Origin of the sequence: Ruegeria sp. HKCCA5839 (assembly GCF_013035585.1) — a bacterium.
In the GTDB taxonomy this organism is placed as follows: Bacteria; Pseudomonadota; Alphaproteobacteria; order Rhodobacterales; family Rhodobacteraceae; genus Ruegeria.
In genome coordinates, this window is sequence record NZ_WQIE01000008.1 from 1 (window position 1) to 20539 (window position 20539).

Genomic DNA, 20539 nt, shown 5'->3' on the forward strand with positions numbered 1-20539 from the left:
TGCGGACTATTCGGACATTGGCGACGTCACTTCATGCTCCTGGCAAATACTTGTCCAACAACGCGTCAACGAGGCCTTCGAGCAATCGATTGCCGGTCTTCTGATCGACACGAAGAATATCCTCGAGTATGATTAATTGCTCCATTCCCGAGGTCATTGATAGGCGCTGTGTCAGAGCTTCGAACTCGCTTGGTTTCATCGCGGGGCGGATCGGTTCGAGCGCTTCGGCAAAGGCAGCCAGTCTTCTCGCGCCGCGCATTTTGACCGTTCCGTCTTCCAACGCAGCCTTCAAGGATTCTGCCAGAAACTGACGAAAGTAGGCTTCGTGATCGCGAGAAAAGTCGAGATAGTAGCGCGCCACGGCGTGCACGCGACTTCGAACGTCATCTATTCCTTCTAGAAGCTCGGACGTCGGTGTCACCTCGATGTCTAATGTGGCATCAAGGGCCAGAACCCCGGGGTCTGAGAAGTATCTGTAGACCGTCGCGCGACTGGTCCTCGCACGCTCTGCCACCTTGGCCAACGTCACTTCTTTTCCCTCGGACATCAGCTCTCGTGTCGCGGTTAGAAGAGCTTCGCGAGTTCTATTCTTCTGGTTGGTTCGGGGTGCCAAACTGACCTCACTTAATGATACACTTGTCTCATAAATAGAATTGTGTACCATAAACGAATAGAATCGCAAGCATTGGGAACAGTCGAAATGACGCAGCCTCGCCCTCGAATTTATCACCTTCTCGGAAATCTCCTGACGTTCCACGCCTTTCCGGCGGACACCGGAGATCGCTACACAATTGTTGAAATCAAAACCGCCCCAGGCGCTGGTGCGCCGCCCAATCATCACGCCGGCGAAGACGAGAGCTTCTTCGTTCTGGAGGGAGAATTTGAGTTCTTTGTAAATGGCGAAACGCGCAGTGTCCGAGGCGGAGATTTCGTAAAAGTGCCGGAGGGAGCCGTTCACGCGTTCACGTGTACTGGAGAAACCCCGGGTCGCTTGTTGTGTATTAACTCGCCAGGCGCGATGCACGATACGTTCTTCACCGAGGCTGGTGAGGCAATGCCGGATGGAACGACAGAAGTACCGAAGCCTGACGGGCCTCCCGATATCCCGGCAATCATGGCCGTGGCTGATAAGGTTGGCATGACCATCCTGACGCCCGACGAAGCGCCTGCCTAACCCGACTACAGCGCACAAACCCAAAATTCGGGAGCATGAGAAATGAACAGAGTTCTGTTGACCGCCGCGAGTGTGCTTCTGCCACTGTCGGCCTTCGCGGAGCCGAGCGTCGAGCGAGGAGAGTATCTGGTTCGGGGACCGGCTGCCTGCGGTAACTGCCACACACCACAAGGTCCAAACGGACCGGACATGTCGAACGAGTTGGGCGGCATGATGGTTGAGAAGAATGAGATGATGGAGGCCTGGGCTGTCAATATCACGCCCGGCAGCCGTGTAGCGGATTGGAGCGACGCGGAGCTGGCCAAAGCGATACGCGAGGGCATCCGACCGGACGGTACGTTGATTGGCCCCCCGATGCCGATTGGCCTTTATCGCGGATTGAGTGACGATGATCTCATGTCGATGGTCATGTTCTTGCGCACAGTACCGGCCAGCGACAACGAAACCCCTGCTTCGACCTACAACTTCCCACTTCCACCTGCCTACGGGCCGCCGATCGAAACTGTCTCTGCGCCTCCTCGCGGCGTTAGTGTCGATTACGGTGCGTATCTTGCGGGGCCGGTGGCGCATTGTACGGAATGTCATACTACTTTCGGACCGACTGGGCCGATGTTCGAAACACATCTCGGCGCAGGTGGTTTTGAGTTCCACGGGCCATGGGGAGTCTCCGTCGCGCCCAACATTACAAGCCATGAAGACGGTCTTGCAGGTTATTCCGATGATGAACTGAAGGCGATTATCACAGTGGGCAAGCGACCGGATGGCAGTCGGATGCTTCCCCCGATGGGGTATGCTTACTACGCTACAATGACTTCGGAAGATCTAGAGGCAATCGTTTTGTACCTGCGGACGATCCTACCCTTGCCCGATCCATAATACGCACTGGTTCAAAACAAGTATCCTACTCAAGCGCCTTGTCGGAGATGTCTTCAAGCGCGAGCTCTGGCTACTAGTAGTCACTGAGCGGCTTCAATCGGTAATTGATTATTTCGAGAGGCTCGAATGACCGCCATGCGGACAAAGCTGCCGTTTCTTCAGAGCGGCGTATGAAGGTGATCTGCACTACCGTATTACGAGCAAAGTTACATGACTTGCTACGATGCCACGCTCGTGTGTGAGGCTTCTTACATTTCGAAGCGAAGAGAGAACCACACATTCAGCTTCACAGCCGGACGAATGATCACGGGTCTTGTTTTTCAAGTACTTGGATGGCTACCTTGTTTTGTTGATTGGAAGCGACGACAGCTTCTTGCCCGCTTCGACCCAAATTTTTTCGACCAGACCAACAAAAACACCCGCCGAACAGCGTCGGCGGGCTAAGAACGATAGTTTGTTCCGGTGAGTGAGTACCGTTCTTTTGTTTTTGATCTCCGCATTATCTGCTGCCGATAAATTTTATCAACCTACCAATTAGAATAGCTCGGCAAGACAGAACTCGCCAAAAGTAGACAAAAAACTAGCTAGTGTGCGGGCGCGAACCGTCAGTTTTCTTAAAGAATTCTAGTTTTTCCATTCTCCGGCGAGTCTCTTCGGTCTCTTGCTTTAAGCGGCTTAAAGCGATTTCTAGTGAGTTTGTATCTGCCTCGACAGCTTGCTTACGGGTGTGCTCAACAACTTTCGTCAACGAGCGAAAACCGAACAAAGCGGCTGCACCGCTGAGCTTATGTAGGTGGGATGCTAGTTCCCTTCTCTCATTCAAATCAGGAAGCATCTCGTGTTCCACACAGAAATTGAACATCTCTTCGAAGAATTCCCGCAGAGCATCCTCCATTTGAGCTTGACCTAGTGTATCGCCAAGTTCTTGCAGTATTTTTGTATCAATTAAAGATGCATCTCCCCTCACAGGGCCCGAATCCAACGGTTCTCCCAGCAATACCTTTTGGAGATCCCGGAGGCGAATTGGTTTGGTTGAATAACCGTCCATGCCAGATTTCAGAGCATTTTCGAGATATTCCCCTTCATCGTAAGCAGAAAGCCCGTGAATCCGACTGATTTTGTTCGGGCCACCCGACATTCTGATCCTCTCAGTCAGTTTACACCCATCAGTGTCAGGTAAACCAATGTCCATAAGAATGACATCATGCTTTGTGCTCATTGCCAATTCGTATCCTTCGTCCCCTGAGAGCGCACTTTGAACGTCGTGACCCAAGCTTGATAGCATTTCACAAAGAACCGAGTTGTTGACGGCGTTATCTTCAACGACGAGAACAGAAAGTTTCTGCACACTCGGGGCGGATCTTACTGAGTTTAAGTGATCGATCTTAGGTCCATTTCGCAGAGAGTCGGACGCTTTTTTCATGGGTATAGTTAGGGTAAAATGACTTCCGCGTCCCAACTGTGAGCAAACAGTAATGTCTCCCCCCATCATCCTCGCAATTTTTCTTGAAATTGGTAGTCCAAGACCATCTCCCCTAGGCAGTCGACCTTTGTCTAGTGTAAGAGTCACATAGTCTTCGAAAACTTTTTCAAATTGGTTTTCTGGTATCCCGTCTCCCGTGTCTGAGACAGTCAAAATTAAGTTAGTGATCTGCTGCGAGATGTTGCCGCGCAACTTGACATTGACACTTCCAACGGAAGTAAACTTGATAGCGTTTCCAACCAGGTTCGTAACGATTTGGCCGACACGCACTTCGTCAGCAATGAAGTAGCCGTACAAGTCAGGATCAAGGTCGGTTTTCAGTTTCAATCCTTTTGCCATCGCCAATGGTTGAAGAATTGCAATGACTTGCGATATTTTATTGTGTGGGTTGAACTTAGCAGGTGACAGAACCGGAGATCCAGACTCTATTCGCGCAATATCAAGGGCTTCGTTTACCTGCTTCAGCAGAATTTCTCCAGACGCGATGGCCACCTCCAAGAAGTGGCTTTGTTTCTCCGTATGGTCTGTGGTCTTGAGGAGGTCCAAAACTCCTAGGATGCCAGTGATAGGAGTTCGCATTTCATGGCTCATTATCTCCAAGAACCGAGATTTTGCCCTATCAGTTCGCTCTGCTTTCTCCTTGGCCTCCAATAGCGCTCGCTCATTGCGCTTTCTTTCACTTATGTCCCTCAGGTAAACGGCAACCAAGGGGCTACCGGCCTTTGAAGCCCTTATGACATTGACTTCAGCCGGGAATTCCTCCCCGTTTCGCCTAGTCCCTAAAATCTCAACTCGCTTATTTTCAGAAAACCCAGAAAGAAGATTGGGAAGTTCGGTATTATCGGCCTCATTACCTTCTTGGGAAGGTACAGCAGGCAGAATCGTGCCTTCAATTTTTCTACCTAAAACTTCCTTCTTCTTCGAGCCAAAAACATGCTCAGCAGCTTGATTAAATTCTACAATTTCTCCCTTCTCATTTCCAATCACTATAGCGTCAAGCGAAGCTGAAACTGTCGACTCTAACCGGGCTGTCGTTTCGCGAAGTGCGAGGTCGCGCTTCCTTGATATCCGCAACATTCTGTACAAAAACAAAAGCACAGCAGCCAATAAAATGACGACCGAAGTTGCGATCACACCGGCATTTCTAAGAGTTGATGAAAACTCTTGTCGGCGAGCTTCAGTTCTTTCGGCTCCGATAGACACTCCCAGCAACGACAATTCTCTTGCCACTGGCTTGTAAAGTGTCGTCAAGTCGAAAAGTTCATCAACAACAGCGGGTAGGCTATCACTTTGAGTAAGTTTGGTAGCTTCTTCGGCGAATTGTTGGAGTTGTTGCAACAGCTCCGTAGCACGGTTATCGCTCTCGATTATTTCTCGAGCGACTCCCTCACTAACGAGGTCTATTCGGCTCAAGGCGATTTGGGTCTGTATGTCGATCCTTGCATTGTCGGGGCTGAGACTTGAAGATTCCCCAAGCAAAACAGAACGCAAATTAGCAAACTCAGTGTCCAGCTGCAAAATTGTCCACTGGGCATTTTCGTTACCAGCAGTGGACAAAGTGCGCTGTTCAAGCCAAAGATTCCGCCCCAAGGCAACCACGAGCGCAACAAGAAATAACACGGATGCCGGAATAAGAATCCTGGCCAGTTTATCTTGCATCACAACTCCCCGAGTCTCTGCCTTTTAGATTAGAGTCGCTTACAACTCATTCGAGGAGAACAATTCGTTGCAACTGCCAGATTGAGCGAGCGAAAGTCGACTCTGTCTGATAGTCAGGACTGTCGTCAAACGGAAACACTATCCAGTAAGGTCCTCTTTCACGAACCGATATTGTGGCGCCGTCAATACGGGTCGCAATTATCGGCACTTCCGCCTCCAACTCTGCAACGGGCATTTCTATTGAATAATCGTTTAAAGCGAATAGTTTAAGCAGACTACCTTCGGCGTTGAGGTGCCCGAGCAGGCCGGAAACCGGCACGCCGCTGAATTGTCGGACTCCGTCAGTCCAAATTGTAGAAGTAGAGAAGGAAACCTGTTCCAACGAATCCAAGTCCTCCAATGAGAGTTCTATTTGCTCTCCCCCAACAAGTACTACCGTCAATTGAATTGAATTTTGTGCGTTAGCTGATGAAAAACACATCGCGACAAGTGCTAAACCGATGCTCAGAACACTTTTTGATATCATAGAGTTGGCCTCCCCAAATGCATGGTGTTACAGTGATGTTACCATTTAATTGGGCAGCGAACATACTGTAAGGAAAGTCGAGCCAATCGCCGCTTGGTGGACAATAGTTCTTTTTCGGAGGCACCCTAGTCGTCGATGCATACCATTTTACTAGCCGATGATCACCAACTGGTTCGCGACACCTTGGCCGCCTATCTGACAGAAAAAGCTGGGTTTGAAGTAAAGGTAGCTTCAAGCGCTGAGGAAGCATACGTATCGCTTTCAGCTTTCAGAAACATCGATCTCGCCATTATCGACTATCAGATGCCAGGAATGGACGGGTTAGAGGGTCTAGTGAGACTCAGATCGCGGTTTCCAAACCAGAAAACAGTGATAATTTCCGGAGTGGCCTCTCCTGAAGTTGCGGATAAAGCCATTGAACTTGGGGCGCTCGCCTATTTTCCAAAGTCTATGCCTGTGGATTTGATGCTATCTAGTATCAACGAACTGATTGCGAATAATCCTGTTGATCACTCAAGTGACAATTCTCTGGAACAATCTGAAGACAGACTGAAAATCTATGGCTTAACAGCTCGGGAGAGGCAGATCCTACAGATGCTGGCATCAGGTCAATCCAACAAATCGATAGCGCAAGATTTAGGTTTAAAAGAAGTAACCGTGAAGTTTCATATAACGAATATTCTCGGAAAACTGCGGGTGAGTAATAGAACACAAGCCGCTTTGCTAGCAAATTCGAACTCCCGGCTTTAGTTAGGACCTTTTGAACGCTCGCCCGATCGATGTGAAGTATCCGATTTGCTCAGTTCACGTTGCTTTTGTGGACCCGCCCCTATCCTAGACCTTAGTCTTGTTCGCGAACTCTAGAACGGTCAGTAGTAAACCCTGCGTTATGCTCGAGCGCAGCAAAAAAACTCAGTGAACTTGGAAAGCGGCAATATTAGCCTAACTTATTTTAGAGGAAAACAAATGAAGCATTCAAACAATCGGATCAAGAAGCTGGTTCGAACGCTTTTCGTCAAGCATCGTAAAAAAAATTTGTCGCTCCGCCCACAGTTGGGAGGAGCGACCAGAATCGATTAAATAAAGCAACCACTCACCGATTGCTACTTTAGTATAGGAAATCTGAATGCTGGAATCGAGAAAAAACATCGGTGTGACGTGATTGAGTTAAACTCGTAGCTGTTCAGCCTTTCGTCAAAATCTTTTCAGCGACAGTTTTGATACAAAGCAAACCTTAAACGCAAAGAGCCTAACTATCAGAAATGCCCGCTTAGGGCTCTGTTCGGTCATTCGCAGGTTTTTTGTGCGAGTCTGCTTTGCGGACTTTCCGGACGTTGCGGTCAAACAGTTGAATGGCAGCTTTCCGGAACAGGTGACGGTCAAAGCCAAGCAAATCATCATTCTGGAAGCCCGGCGAGGCGAAGGCCTTCGAGATAGCGCTCGCCTTCTGGCGTTCCTCCATAATTCGACGTTGCCCGGATGTTTGAAATGGAAACGGTCTGATCGATTCTAAGAACCTCGCTGGCTGCTTTTGTTGCTTCGTCTTTCTTTCCAAGATGTGCAAGAGCGGAGGCGAGCGACATGTAGGGTGATCGGTAGTCGGGCGCGATACGGATCGTTTTCCGTGCGAGTTCTATGGCCTCTTCGAACCGCCCACTCTGAACAAGCGCGGTTGCCGAACCTGCCAGGGCCACGTTCCAATACGGGCTAAGTCGCCCAAGTTTCCGAAAGGTCTCAAACAAAGAAAGTGCAGGAACCGGGTCGCCCATCCAGATGTACCCCCATGCGCAGGCATTTAGAACTTCTACATCAAAAGGTGCGCGCAAGACCGCGCGTTCAATGGCCGGGCGAAATTTCGTTGGGTCAAAGTCTTTCTGGTAATCCACACAGGCTAGAGCGACTTGTAGCAATGGCGACGAAGCGTGAGCCCCGCGCGCAGCGGCGGTCCATTCAGGCATTTTTGCAGCGAATTTTCTTGTTTTTTCGAAATGGAGAGTTCGTGCGCCTGCCGTCTCAAAAAGTGCATTTGCATAGGCCAGCCCAAAGGTCGGATCCTTTTCAATTGCGAGGGCATGATAGCCGATGGACGTGACGAAATTCTCTTCCGATTGGTTCCGAAAGCTCATCTTGCCTAGTAAAGAACACTGCTGTGCCGTCAGGTCCTGCTGAGGGATTTTGCCCAGTTTCTCGCCTTCGACATTCAGAATCACACCCAGAACTTCGCTTGCAACGACCTCGCCGATTTGGTCCTGCCAGTCAAAACTGTCTGCGAGCGTTCCATCGTGTTTCGCAGACCAGACAACACTTCCGTTTGGTGCCGACAGACGGCACTCCAGCCGCAAACGCTCTCCTTGAGCCCGTAAGTTCTGCGTCAGTTCATACCCTGCACCGGTCTCAAGCCAGGCTACCGCGTTGAGGTAGAGACCGATATCCGACCCAAGCCCCTCAGCCAGGCCGATCACATCTGCCCGACCATCCTTGGTTTGCACAGGCTGAACCATGAGGCGCGGGAAACCCAGTTCGCGTGTCGATGCGGTGATGCGCGCGCCATCAGGCGCCCGCACCCAGACGCGCGGCGACATTGACACCGTCGCCAAAAATATCCTCGTCCTCGCGCGTAACGTCGCCAATATGAACGCCGATGCGAAGCTTGATCTTTTTGTGTTCCTCCTGCGCACCTTGCAGCTTGATCGCACAACTCACGGCATCCTGTGCGCTGGCAAAGGCAATCAGCCAGCCATCGCCCATGCTTTTTACAATCTCACCCCGGTGCTGCGTCGCAAATGGACGAACCGAGTTGACGCGGAACTCCCGCAACGCTGCCAAAGCGGCTGTCTCATCCTCGCTGACGAGCTTTGAATAGCCAACTATATCTGCGGCCAATACAGCGGCCAGCTTGCGACTCAATTCTTGACCCCCCGTCGATATCCAAAGCAGACTACTTGCTGCAACTGCCAGAGCAACAGGCGAAATCCGCGGGTCGGACACAATAAGGTTGGGCGTCGTTGCCGAAGAACGCGCCTTTCTGAGCGTAAGCCAGCTGTCATTCGCAACGTTGCAGCGTGATGGAAACCTTGGGCTCAATGCGGACTTTTGACTACACACAAAGGAGCCGATGTCGGCTATGCGGACGAAACGGACATCCATCCTCTAGTGGCAAACTCAAGCAATTTTAGCCATGAACGAAGTGCACACTCGCAAAGTCGCGTCGCCAGTCAGCCACTTCGGCAGCAATATCGTCGCCCTTCAGGCCCCGAGCAATTAGAGAAGCCAATCTGCCGGCGTGATCAGACGTCATGCCCCATCTCACCAACTCGGGTGTACCTATACGCAGGCCATTCATGTCACCTTCGACTTCAGGCACAGGCAGACCAATGCCGCAAGCCAGGAAGCCGGCATTGCGCAGGGTCTTGGATGCAGCCTGTCCACCGCCAAAGCGTTCAGCCAGAACAGCGAATTGATGAGAGGCCGTGAAGCCCTCGCGCCCGGCAAAAACTGGAACACCTTGAGCGTCGAGGCTCTGGGCCAATGCGCGGGACATGGAGATTATCTCGGCAGCGTAGTCTCGTCCATAGTCGCGCCAATCAAGCATCGTCACCGCAAGAGCAGCTGACTTTGCGGCATCGAAGTTTGCTGTCATGCCAGGGAATGCAATGGCATCCAGAGCTCTTGCGATCTCAGCATCGTTTGTAACGATTAGACCGCCTGCAGGGCCGCCAAGGCTCTTATACGTGCTCATGGTCATGAAATGCGCACCCTCGACCAACGGGCTACGCCAGGCTTTTCCTGCGATGATCCCGCATTGGTGCGCGGCGTCAAACATGACCTTGGCACCTACTTCATCTGCAATGGCGCGTACTTCTGTTACCGGGTGCTCAAAAAGGTTTAGGCTGCCGCCGACCGTGATCAATTTGGGACGCTCCCTTCGCGCAAGCGCGCGCAACTCGTCAAGATCGACGGTGTAGCCATCGGCATCGGTTGGTGCATCTACTGTACGCAAACCAAACAACCCAGCGCATCCTGCGATGTGATGTGTTACATGCCCTCCGATCGACGCAGGAGGCGCAATGATCGTATCGCCGGCTTTACAGGTGGCCATGAAGCCATAGAGGTTCGCAATCGCGCCAGAAGGCACGCGGATTTCTGCGAATTTCGCGTCGAAAACTTCCGCGCAGAGCTCAGTGGAGATAACTTCGATCTCTTCGATGGCTTCAAGACCCATCTCATATTTATCGCCCGGGTATCCAAGCGACGGGCGAGACCCAATTCCTGAAGACAGTAATGCTTCAGCTCTCGGGTTCATCACATTGGTTGCCGGATTTAGGTTGAAGCATTCTTGCTCGTGGATTTCCCGGTTTCGGATGGCTAAATGCTCAATGCGGTCCAGCAGCGCCTTGGATGAGGTGCGTGATGTTTCGGTCGCGATCTTCTGGACCAGTGCTTCGCTGTCGGCCGGCACCCAGTTTCTCATTTCTATGGTCATCGCATTTCACTCCTTGGCTGCACACAGATTGGACAGATCGCATGACAACGCAAACCAGTTTTGCTATTTCTTGGCGTAGAAAAACTAAGGCTTATGTTTATGGCGGTCCTACCACGTCGCCCCAAGGGTCCACCCCTTAATGCTCTGCGCGCTTTCGAGGCTGCGGCAAGGCTGGAAAGTTTCGTTGCTGCGGCAGAGGAGTTGGGCGTCACGGCCGGTGCGGTATCTCAACATATAAAAGCTTTAGAGGCTTGGGCTGGAACAACCCTGTTTGAAAGAAGCGCCCACGGCGTCTCTTTGTCCTCCTCTGGTCGCAAGCTGGCAGGAGAGTTCACAAATGCCTTTGATCTCCTCGCGGCGGCTACGCAAAGTTTGCGAAATCTGGCGCCGAACCCTGAGATCCACATAGCCGCTTTGCCCTCAATTGCGCAGCTGTGGCTACCGGCGCGCTTGGGAAAACTGCGCGAGAAGCGCCCCGATCTGAATGTCTCTGTAACCGCGATGGAGACCCCTCCGAGCCTGTCGAGAGAACAATTTGATCTTTCGGTGTTCTTTCCCGTCCAGGCTGAAACATCGGATCAGATCGTGCTTACGGAAGACGAAATCCTCCCCGTTTGTTCACCGAAGATGGCAGATGGTCTCGATCTCGAGGCCGCACAGTTGCTGCACGACCAGTCGTGGCAAGAAGACTGGTCCATGTGGTCAGAGGCGACGGGTGTTTCAGTTGGTGATCCCCTAAGAGGGCCGCGATACTCGCTCTATGCCCTTGCCGTGGAAGAAGCGAAGTCTGGGGCAGGCGTGCTTATGGGACATAGTTGCCTGGTCGAGCAGGCGCTTCGGTCAGGGCAGCTCACGAAGGTTTCATCCGAAAACATCAGAACTGGTCGGGTGTTGGCTCTCGAGCTTCCACATAGATCTAGACGCCATCCTGGGATCGACGAGGTCGTTAGTCTACTTCGAGAGGAAGGACGGCACCCTGACGGATGAGACTTGTTGAGACGGCGAATATGTCCGCTTTGGGCTCGGTGCGGTCATTCGCTGTGCTGCGCATCGTTGTCCGAATACCAGCAGATCAGTTACACAAGCGCCTTTTAGAGACAAAATAATCTTTAGCTTCAAGTTCCCAGACTCCTAAATCTGCCCGCTTCGACCCAAGTGCTTCTGGCAAGATCGAAAAAGCTTCTGGCAGAATTCAACTAGCTGTTTAGAAGGGCGCACTCCACTTCCATGCGGTAGATTGGAATGGAGATGTACAGATGCCGAATTTCGAAAGACTGATTCAATAACCAACGTTGGACCTGCTGGCCAAAACCGTGACTAAGTTGGAGACAGAGGGTTGGAATGCCATCGGTTCACCAGAAAAATCCAATACGGGCTATTCGCAATATATCCAGCGAACTTGCTGTTTGTGTTGAGCGCGGGTCCACAAAAGACCAAACCCATTGCATCTATGTGCGGGCTCAAAGTTCATTGAAAAATGATCCAACCAGCCACCTACAAAGCTGAAGAATGCTATAGAGTTAGGTTGCTAGCTGCTATATTCATCTCAGTATCAAAAGTTTGTCACACGACTGCGTGCAATAGACCTTCGTTCATAAACCCTAGTACCTGAGACATCTCTTCGCGGAGTTGTTCATTGCGCTGACTGTCCTGAAAGCGCTCAATAGAAAGGAACCCTTCTAAATCGAACTCTGGATCTATCGTGGCTAGTCTTCGAATAGCCCGTTTCAACCGCTCTGTATCATCCAAATGCAAAGCGGCGGCGGCTCTGTACGCGGCGGCGCGACGGGTAAGTCGCGGGAATGCCGTTGCCGCCTGGAAACAAGCTTCCCAATCTCTTAGTGTGTAATGTGCAATTACTCCAACTTCTCGGCAGTACTCCGGAAGGTACGGATCAAGTGCTTCGGCACGCCTTTGAAAAACAAGCCCCTTTTCCCCATCGCCTAAGTAATTGTGAACATTTCCCGCGTGGGCGACGATATATGCGTGGTTTGGCGTTATTTCGAGCGCGCGCGAGTAATGATAAAGTGCATTGTCAAAGTCTTCCTTGTACAAAGACAGTGACCCCATGATCCTGTGGACTTCAGCATCATTGCTATCTAACTCTAACGCCCGACGCCCCATTTCCCAGTAAAGATCGTCATCTTTTATCCCAAGCCATTCGTCCCGCGTTGCGACGGCGCAAGCCAACCATGCTTGAGCTCTGCCGAACGTCGGGTCTTTTTCCAAAGCCTTTTTCAACCACTTCATTGCGGTTTCAGCATTCTCGCGCGTGACACCACCAATGCGGTGATGGTGAAGCCCACGTTTCAAGCAATCGTAAGCGGCCATGTCACTGGTCGGTTTTTCCCTGGCCGTTTTTTCTGCTTGTTGTTCGACACGTCCTGCGACGGCAGCTGAGATTTTGGCAACCATATCGTCCTGAACATCAAACAGTTCGTCCACTTCGCAGTCATAATTCTCAGACCAAACTTGAGCACCGCTAGACCCGTCAAAAAGACGCGCTGAGACCCTGACGCGTTCGCCCAAAACACGTACGCCACCCTCGACGGCGTAACGAACTCCCGTTTCTCCGCAAATCGTATCGGGCGAACAATCGCGCTCTTCCAAAGAGAAGCTAGCGTTTCGTGAAATCACGAATAACTCGGTGAATCGCGAGAGTTCTGTGATCACATCTTCTGTGAAACCTTCCGCAAAATATTGTTGCTCTGGATCTGTACTGCGGTTTTGGAACGGAAGAACGATTACACCATTGTCGCGTTGCTGGGGTTTAGTAGCCTGTGTTTGAGGCAACCCCTTTGTAAGCATACAACTATGCAATCCGAGATCGCCCTCGACTGAATAAAGCTCGATTGCTTCGTCGATGTTTTTGAAACGCCGGTGACCAATTGGCTTGAACCGAACTTGCGCGCCGCGTTTAGCCTGTTCGAAAACGGCGTGCGAGACCAAAACCCCGCCCGGTTCAGCCTCTGCTTCGATCCGCGCAGCAATGTTCACGCCGTCTCCAAGCAGATCTTTCCCATCAACAACCACGTCGGCAAGATGTATGCCGATCCGCAGTTGGAGGCCGATTTCCTGACTATTATGCGGGGCAGAAAGCTCGCGCTGCAATTCAAATGCGCCTCGTACCGCGGAAACCGGGCTAGCGAACTCTGCCAATGCTCCATCACCGGCCCAACTAATCACCCGAGCACCATGACGTTCCGCTAATTCGCTTACTATATTACGCAACCGTTTTAGGCGCGAAATTGTATCCGCTTCAGAGCGTTGCATCAAAGCGGAGTATCCTACAACGTCTGTCGCAAGCACCGTGGCAAGGCGTCTTTCCATGCTGGTCTCCCGGTTAACAAGCTGCGGCAGTATAGCAGCTCGGAAAACTTTAATCGATTGCGCGGAATTGACAGGAAATATTGAGGCCTAAAGCAATCCGATAAAATAAGCGCTTTAGCCTAAGACACTCCGAAAACATCCAGGAAATGCCTCGTATGTATGAAGCACAGGCACGAGCAGGATAGGTCGTTGCAACTGTCCGAATTGGCTTACGATGCGGTCGTGCGTTTCACTCAGAGTGAACGACTGCTTTGCGGACTATTCGGACATTGGCGACGTCACTTCATGCTCCTGGCAAATACTTGTCCAACAACGCGTCAACGAGGCCTTCGAGCAATCGATTCCCGGTCTTCTGATCGACACGAAGAATATCCTCGAGTATGATTAATTGCTCCATTCCCGAGGTCATTGATAGGCGCTGTGTCAGAGCTTCGAACTCGCTTGGTCTCATCGCGGGGCGGATCGGTTCGAGCGCTTCGGCAAAGGCAGCCAGTCTTCTCGCGCCGCGCATTTTGACCGTTCCGTCTTCCAACGCAGCCTTCAAGGATTCTGCCAGAAACTGACGAAAGTAGGCTTCGTGATCGCGAGAAAAGTCGAGATAGTAGCGCGCCACGGCGTGCACGCGACTTCGAACGTCATCTATTCCTTCTAGAAGCTCGGACGTCGGTGTCACCTCGATGTCTAATGTGGCATCAAGGGCCAGAACCCCGGGGTCTGAGAAGTATCTGTAGACCGTCGCGCGACTGGTCCTCGCACGCTCTGCCACCTTGGCCAACGTCACTTCTTTTCCCTCGGACATCAGCTCTCGTGTCGCGGTTAGAAGAGCTTCGCGAGTTCTATTCTTCTGGTTGGTTCGGGGTGCCAAACTGACCTCACTTAATGATACACTTGTCTCATAAATAGAATTGTGTACCATAAACGAATAGAATCGCAAGCATTGGGAACAGTCGAAATGACGCAGCCTCGCCCTCGAACTTATCACCTTCTCGGAAATCTCCTGACGTTCCACGCCTTTCCGGCGGACACCGGAGATCGCTACACAATTGTTGAAATCAAAACCGCCCCAGGTGCTGGTGCGCCGCCCAATCATCACGCCGGCGAGGACGAGAGCTTCTTCGTTCTGGAGGGAGAATTTGAGTTCTTTGTAAATGGCGAAACGCGCGGTGTCCGGAGCGGAGATTTCGTAAAAGTGCCGGAGGGAGCCGTTCACGCGTTCACGTGTACTGGAGAAACCCCGGGTCGCTTGTTGTGTATTAACTCGCCAGGCGCGATGCACGACACGTTCTTCACCGAGGCTGGTGAGGCAATGCCTGACGGTACGACTGATATTCCTGCGCCAGATGGACCACCAGACATTCCGACGATCATGGCGGTGGCAGGTCGAGTGGGAATGACGATCCTGGCGCCTGCGGACGTTCCCAGCTAACGAACGCACGTGCATAACTCCGGGTTGCGAAACGGAGGATTTGGTACAAAGCTTCTGCCGTACACCCTACCTTGCAATACTGGCTCAACTCGACGCCGACATTCACGACGAGACCTTGCGATACAGGATAGCGGACATTCGCGGAGCTTTCCCAAAATGTCTTCTATGTGAACCAGAGTAATCGTTCAAGCGTAGGCGGGATAGCGGCTTAGATGGTCTGCTCTCAGTGCTTGGTTGAGTTCGTTTTGGTTAGAGAACGCTCAACTCAGCATTCTTTCCGAAACATCCTCAAGAAGGGTATGAAGATCGAATTCTTCGCCTTTCTCCGCAAGCCCTTTGTCATGCAGAATGAAAGACAGCCCGTGCACGAAACTCCACAACAAAAAACCACGGCGGCGAACTTCGTCTGTGATTCCCGGTTCACCGAGACACTTTGCTACTTCAGTTAAAAGAATCCCGAAACTTTGCTGACCGCCTTCCTCCAGCCGGGGGTCCGCAATACGGTCTGTGAAGCCGCCAAATTTCAGTCTGAAGATTCCGGGCTCATTTAACGCGAAGGCAATATACTCCATTCCTATGGCAGTAAGGCGCTCGGGAGATCCTTCAGGAACACCTTCCAGCGCGGCAAGCATTTTGTCTCGGTGCCGATCCATTCCTTCAAGGACAGTGGCAACCAGCATTTCTGTCTTGTCTTTGAAGTGCTTGTAAGGTGCCGCGGTTGATACGCCCGCGCGTCTGCACGCCTCGGATACAGAAAAACTGTCCGGACCTTTTTCTTCAACCAACTGTCGGGTTGCTTCGATCAGTGCAGCGCGGAGATCGCCGTGATGATAGGCTTTCTTGCTAACGGAAAGACCAGCCGCTTGTCTGTTTGTCGGATGATTTTTTTCGGTGCTGCTCATGATCCAACATGTGCCAGATCACGTATCTCTTGTCAAAGTGAGAACTTCTAACATATGTTAGAGACGCTAACTTGATGAGGTCCCCAAATGCCGAATCCTGCAATTTCATCTACTGAAGCGACCAAACCGAGCCCACTTGCACGTGTGTTGCGCGGCACTGTGCGCCTGGGAGTGACCGTCAGTTTTATAGCTGTTGCAGCGGCCGCCGTTTACTTTGGCGCATCCGAGCTCACCCGTAGAGCGGACGCTGTACCCGCACCGGATGCCGCCGCTGTGACACCCGTGTCCGTGACACCGATCACGTCCGAGAGCGCTTACACAGTCGACCGTGTATTCATCGGGCAGGTCGAACCTCAGCGTTCGGCAGATATCTCTTTCGAACTGAACGGGACGCTGGATCAAATTCTGGTCGATGAAGGTGATGAGGTTGCCAAGGGTCAACTTCTTGCGACACTGGACATCGCACTGCTGGAGGTCGAACGCGACCGTCTGACAGCATCACGTGACGCCATTGCAGCCCAACTTTCATTTGCAAAGAAAACGGTCGAGCGAAACGCGAAACTAATTGAACAAGGCTTTACCAGCCAAGCCCGTTTGGACGAGGCCGTTTCTCAGCAGGATGAATTGCTATCCAGGATTGGCGAGTTAGATGCGGCCTTGCGTGATGTGACCGTTCGAATCGAGAAATCCAGTATCGAGGCTCCGTTTGCGGGTCAAATAACCGCGCGACACGTGGATGGCGGTGAAACTTTGCGCTCGGGCGAGTTGGTTCTGGGTATGGTCGAGGTCGTGTCGCCGCAAGTTCGGATAGGTATCCCTCTCGATGTTGATCCGGCGCTGCTGACTGACATTGAAATCGAAATTGCAGGTCAAAGCTATCAGGCTGAGCTTGCGACTTTACGGCCCGATATTGACCCGGTGACCCGAACCCGCACCGCGCTGTTCGGTTTGAAGAACGCGCCGGACGTTGCCTTCGGACAAACCGCACGTGTGCATGTACTCGATCCCGTCCAAAGTGCGGGGACCTGGGTGCCTACAACATCTCTGAAGGAAGGAACGCGCGGGCAATGGACATTGCTCGTTGCCGACGCGCAAAAAACTGTGCGGCTAGCGGCGGTCGAAGTGCTGCATGCCGAAGGCGACCGCGTCTTTGTGCGTGGCGCGTTTCCGGACGGCACCGTCCTGATCGATCAGGGGCCGCAGCGAGTCAGCGTTGGTCAACGCGTTGCCTTCAACACTGGCGAGTAACGGAGCGATCTGATGGAAACCCTTACCTTTCGCCACCCCAGGCTGGTTGCCCTAATCGTTTTAGTGCTTGTATCCGCAGGTCTGTCTTCGTTCCTGTCTCTTGGGCGACAAGAAGACCCTACGATCACCAACCTCTTCGCAACTGTAACGACACAGTTCCCGGGTGCAGATCCAGAACGGGTTGAAGCGCTGGTGACTGCAGAAATCGAAGAAGAACTGCGGAAAATCGCCGAGGTGGATGAGATCAGTTCTGTATCCCGCTCGGGCGTGTCGGTTGTTTCGGTAGAGTTGCTGGAAACGCTCGATGAAGCCACCATTGAGCAGGTTTGGGCCGAGGCTCGGGACGCCGTTGAAGATGCGCGCCAGATTTTTCCCACAGGAGTATTGCCACCGGAATTCGATGCCAAGGGCATTTCTGCCTATTCTGCGGTCATTGCAGTTGCAGCCGAGGATCCGGGCTTTCCGTTAACTTTGCTGTCACGTCATGCCGAAGCACTGGGCGACAGATTGCGTGCGATACCTAACACGCGAGCAGTGGACTATTTCGGTCAGCCGGAAGAAGAGGTGCTCGTAAGTGTGGATCTGGACAAGGCCGCTGCGCTTGGGCTTGGCGCTGCCGAGATTTCCCAGCGGATCGCCGAAGCAGACGGAAAGGTTCAGTCTGGGCGGTTGCAATCTGATGTCGACCTGACCATCGGCGTCAGCGGAGAAATTGAGAGTTTGGATCGCATTCGGAGCATCGTCCTGCGTGAAAACGCAGCCGGTACAGTGGTGAAGCTCGGAGATATTTCCAGCGTAGACCGTGGCGCACGCGAACCGCAGTCCTCAATCGCGTTTGCCAACGGAAAGCCCTCCGTTTTGGTCGGGATTCTGGCGCAGGACGGCGTACAGATCGACCGTTGGACAGGCTTCCTTCGGGATGAGCTTGATGCCGGCGCCGCGTCGGTACCTTTGGGCATGCAGGAAATACTGCTGTTTGATCAAAGCCAGTACACGACGGATCGTTTGTCAGAGGTTGGGGTCAACATGGCCATTGGCGTGGCTCTGGTCGTGGCAGTTTTGTTTGTTACGTTAGGGGTTCGGGCAGCCGCGATTGTGGCTTTGGTTTTGCCGGTTGTCTCATTGGCGACCCTGGCGACGATGAACATGATTGGATTGCCAATCCATCAGATGTCTGTGACCGGACTGATTGTTGCCCTCGGACTGCTCGTTGACGCAGCCATCGTGATGACCGATGAAATCCGACGTCGTCTGCAGGTTGGCATGGAGCGACTTGCAGCCGTGCGAGATGCTGTTCGCAGGTTGGCCGCGCCACTGCTGGCATCAACCGTGACAACGGCGCTTGCCTTCACGCCGATGATCTTGCTGCCGGGACCCGCAGGCGATTTTGTCGGCGCCATCGCTATAGCCGTGGTTCTTATGCTGGTCTGGTCCCTGGTTGTGGCTTTGACTGTGACCCCGGCGATTGCGGGCTGGCTACTGTCCGATCGCCCAGACGCAGGAATGCTGAGCCGCGGTATCAGCATCCCGCCACTTGCCCGTATGTTCGAGGCCTCAATTAGATTGTCAGTCGCCAATCCGGTGCGATCTATCGCGTTGGCATTGATCTTGCCGGTGCTTGGCTTTGCGGCCTTTCCAACGCTGACCGCGCAATTCTTCCCGGGCGTCGACCGCAACCAATTCTATATCGAAGTCGACATGCCGGGTGGAACGTCAATTGCCACCACCGAAGCAACCGCCCGCCAGATCGATGAAATGCTACTGGCCGACGACGGAGTCAAAAGTGTCTACTGGACCGCCGGAGAGTCCGGCCCGGCATTCTACTACAACATCGTTGGAAACCGCTCACGCGAGCCTGGGTTTGCACAAGCTATGATCACGACCGACACGGCCGACGACGCCGCCCGCCTTGTTGGAACGTTGCAGAGTCGTCTGGATACCGACTTTCCTGACGCGCAGATCATCGTTCGCAGTCTTGTTCAGGGCCCTCCGGTCGCCGCACCGGTTGAAGTCAAAATTCAGGGGCAGGACGTCACGGTTTTACGTAATCTGGGCGACGAGGTGCGTTCAGTCATGGCCAATCTCGATCTGGTAACCCAGGCGCGCGCCAGCGTGAACGGCGGCAACCCTCAAATCCGGTTCGAGATTGATGAGGTCAAAGCGCGTCTGCTGGGACTGGACGTAGCCGATATAGCTGGTCAGCTGGACACAGCGCTTGTTGGCATCACCGGTGGATCACTGATCGAAGGGACTGAACAGTTGCCGGTGCGTGTTCGTCTCGGCGACGAGGTGCGATCAGACCTAAGCGCCATTGTCAGTATGCCGATCCTGCTGCCCAATGCCGCCGCCATATCCGCGATCGGAGTTTTCCCCGCGGTACCTTTGTCGGAACTAGCCAGACCGGTGATCGAACCTGCGGAAAGCGTTATAACCCGAACGGATGGCGTGCGTGAAAACACCATACAGGCGTTTATCGTCCCCGGTGTTTTACCCGAAGAGGCTTTGCAGGACATACTCGAAGCGCTTGATGCATCTGGGTTTATGTTGCCGCAAGGCTATTCGATGTCCTTAGGCGGCGACAGTGATGCCCGATCCAACACTGTGGGCAATCTTCTTGCCTCTGTCGGTTTGATTGTCACACTCTCCATCGCGACCATCGTTCTGACCTTCAATTCGTTCCGGCTGACCCTCGTGACCTTGGTCGTGTGCGTATTGTCTGCAGGCCTTTCCATGCTGTCGCTGGCCGTTATGCAATTCCCTTTCGGAATTACGGCGATCATAGGAGTCATCGGCTCGATCGGTGTTTCGATCAACGCGGCGATCATAATTCTAACCGGTTTGCAACAAGACGTTGACGCAAGCCAAGGCGACCGAACGGCCATGGCACGTGTTGTGACTGGTTCAAGTCGGCACATCATCTCAACAACGGTCACAACCTTTGGCGGGTTCCTACCCTTAATCATAGGCGGTGGAGCATTTTGGCCACCATTCGCCGTTGCAATCGCCGGGGGTGTACTGTTGTCGACTGTCGTATCGTTTTATTTCACCCCGCCAATGTTTGCGTTGGTGTATCGTGGTAAGCTCGACAAACCGCTCGAGGCAAACAACCAACCTTCCCAGCCTCAAGAAGCAATTGTCGCGCTTGTGGCAGAATGAGTATTGAGATTACTTCGCCTTACGAGTTGGCATGCTTCAAAGCCGTCTTTGTTCGAAGCAAGGCCCATTTCTGGTAGGGGCCGCACGCTGAATTTCGCAAAGTCTGGTTTCTGCGCGTTTTCGGCATTCGTGCATCGTGCAGCATCGGTAACCAAGGGCTCAAAGCAGCTATTCGCAGCACTCGGCTTGAATGACCGCTGTGCGGACTTTGCGGATATCCGCATTTTTACTCCAAAGGACCGCAATCCACCCAAAGCGAACAATCGTGACAAGACT

At 52.7% G+C, this 20539-nt stretch carries 16 protein-coding genes; 7 read left to right on the plus strand and 9 right to left on the minus strand.

What is annotated here, in order from left to right; translation table 11 throughout:
* Positions 1-31: 31 nt before the first annotated feature.
* Positions 32-664 (minus strand): TetR/AcrR family transcriptional regulator, encoded by a 633-nt coding sequence (locus tag GOV38_RS18350; RefSeq protein WP_256368677.1) that lies wholly within the window; start codon positions 662-664, stop codon positions 32-34.
* 36 nt (positions 665-700) lie between these two features.
* On the opposite strand from GOV38_RS18350, the gene GOV38_RS18355 reads away from it, so the two are divergent.
* Both GOV38_RS18355 and GOV38_RS18360 read left to right on the plus strand, forming a co-directional pair.
* Positions 701-1174: a cupin domain-containing protein gene (locus GOV38_RS18355; protein ID WP_171133940.1), complete on the plus strand. Its 474-nt coding sequence runs from the start codon at positions 701-703 to the stop codon at positions 1172-1174.
* A 42-nt stretch (positions 1175-1216) separates the two neighbouring features.
* Entirely contained in the window at positions 1217-2050 is an 834-nt protein-coding gene (locus GOV38_RS18360) for a c-type cytochrome (protein ID WP_171209364.1), read from the plus strand.
* A 580-nt stretch (positions 2051-2630) separates the two neighbouring features.
* Here GOV38_RS18360 and GOV38_RS18365 read toward each other — a convergent pair.
* Positions 2631-5192: an ATP-binding protein gene (locus tag GOV38_RS18365; RefSeq protein ID WP_171209363.1), complete on the minus strand. Its 2562-nt coding sequence runs from the start codon at positions 5190-5192 to the stop codon at positions 2631-2633.
* Between the two features lie 46 nt (positions 5193-5238).
* Positions 5239-5718 (minus strand): oxidoreductase, encoded by a 480-nt coding sequence (locus GOV38_RS18370; protein ID WP_171209362.1) that lies wholly within the window; start codon positions 5716-5718, stop codon positions 5239-5241.
* A gap of 135 nt (positions 5719-5853) precedes the next feature.
* Here GOV38_RS18370 and GOV38_RS18375 point away from each other — a divergent pair, with 135 nt between their 5' ends.
* Positions 5854-6468, plus strand: a complete 615-nt coding sequence (locus tag GOV38_RS18375) for a response regulator transcription factor (RefSeq protein ID WP_171209361.1) — start codon at positions 5854-5856, stop codon at positions 6466-6468.
* A 647-nt stretch (positions 6469-7115) separates the two neighbouring features.
* Here the strand turns inward: GOV38_RS18375 and GOV38_RS18380 are convergent.
* The 3 genes from GOV38_RS18380 to glyA form a co-directional block, all read right to left on the minus strand.
* A complete protein-coding gene (locus tag GOV38_RS18380) occupies positions 7116-8300 on the minus strand; it encodes a hypothetical protein (RefSeq protein WP_171209360.1) in 1185 nt (394 codons plus the stop codon).
* Entirely contained in the window at positions 8269-8625 is a 357-nt protein-coding gene (locus tag GOV38_RS18385) for an adenylate/guanylate cyclase domain-containing protein (RefSeq protein ID WP_171209359.1), read from the minus strand. Before GOV38_RS18385 ends, GOV38_RS18380 begins: the two co-directional genes overlap by 32 nt.
* A 265-nt stretch (positions 8626-8890) precedes the next feature.
* Positions 8891-10201, minus strand: coding sequence for a serine hydroxymethyltransferase (glyA, locus tag GOV38_RS18390; protein WP_171209358.1), 1311 nt, complete (start codon positions 10199-10201; stop codon positions 8891-8893).
* A 60-nt stretch (positions 10202-10261) separates the two neighbouring features.
* On the opposite strand from glyA, the gene GOV38_RS18395 reads away from it, so the two are divergent.
* A complete protein-coding gene (locus GOV38_RS18395) occupies positions 10262-11188 on the plus strand; it encodes a LysR family transcriptional regulator (protein WP_254430576.1) in 927 nt (308 codons plus the stop codon).
* A gap of 576 nt (positions 11189-11764) precedes the next feature.
* Here the strand turns inward: GOV38_RS18395 and GOV38_RS18400 are convergent.
* Together GOV38_RS18400 and GOV38_RS18405 are read right to left on the minus strand one after the other, a co-directional pair.
* On the minus strand, positions 11765-13531 hold the full coding sequence (locus GOV38_RS18400; protein WP_171209357.1) for an adenylate/guanylate cyclase domain-containing protein: 1767 nt from the start codon (positions 13529-13531) through the stop codon (positions 11765-11767).
* A 283-nt stretch (positions 13532-13814) separates the two neighbouring features.
* Complete coding sequence (locus tag GOV38_RS18405) at positions 13815-14447, minus strand: TetR/AcrR family transcriptional regulator (RefSeq protein ID WP_256368678.1); 633 nt, start codon at positions 14445-14447, stop codon at positions 13815-13817.
* Between the two features lie 36 nt (positions 14448-14483).
* On the opposite strand from GOV38_RS18405, the gene GOV38_RS18410 reads away from it, so the two are divergent.
* Positions 14484-14957, plus strand: a complete 474-nt coding sequence (locus GOV38_RS18410) for a cupin domain-containing protein (RefSeq protein ID WP_171209356.1) — start codon at positions 14484-14486, stop codon at positions 14955-14957.
* Between the two features lie 260 nt (positions 14958-15217).
* Here the strand turns inward: GOV38_RS18410 and GOV38_RS18415 are convergent, their stop codons facing one another.
* Complete coding sequence (locus tag GOV38_RS18415; protein ID WP_171209355.1) at positions 15218-15859, minus strand: TetR/AcrR family transcriptional regulator; 642 nt, start codon at positions 15857-15859, stop codon at positions 15218-15220.
* Between the two features lie 87 nt (positions 15860-15946).
* On the opposite strand from GOV38_RS18415, the gene GOV38_RS18420 reads away from it, so the two are divergent.
* Positions 15947-17107 carry an efflux RND transporter periplasmic adaptor subunit gene (locus GOV38_RS18420; protein WP_171209354.1) on the plus strand — a complete coding sequence of 387 codons (1161 nt, stop codon included), beginning with the start codon at positions 15947-15949 and terminating at the stop codon, positions 17105-17107.
* A 12-nt stretch (positions 17108-17119) separates the two neighbouring features.
* A complete protein-coding gene (locus GOV38_RS18425) occupies positions 17120-20263 on the plus strand; it encodes an efflux RND transporter permease subunit (protein WP_171213028.1) in 3144 nt (1047 codons plus the stop codon).
* Positions 20264-20539 lie beyond the last annotated feature (276 nt).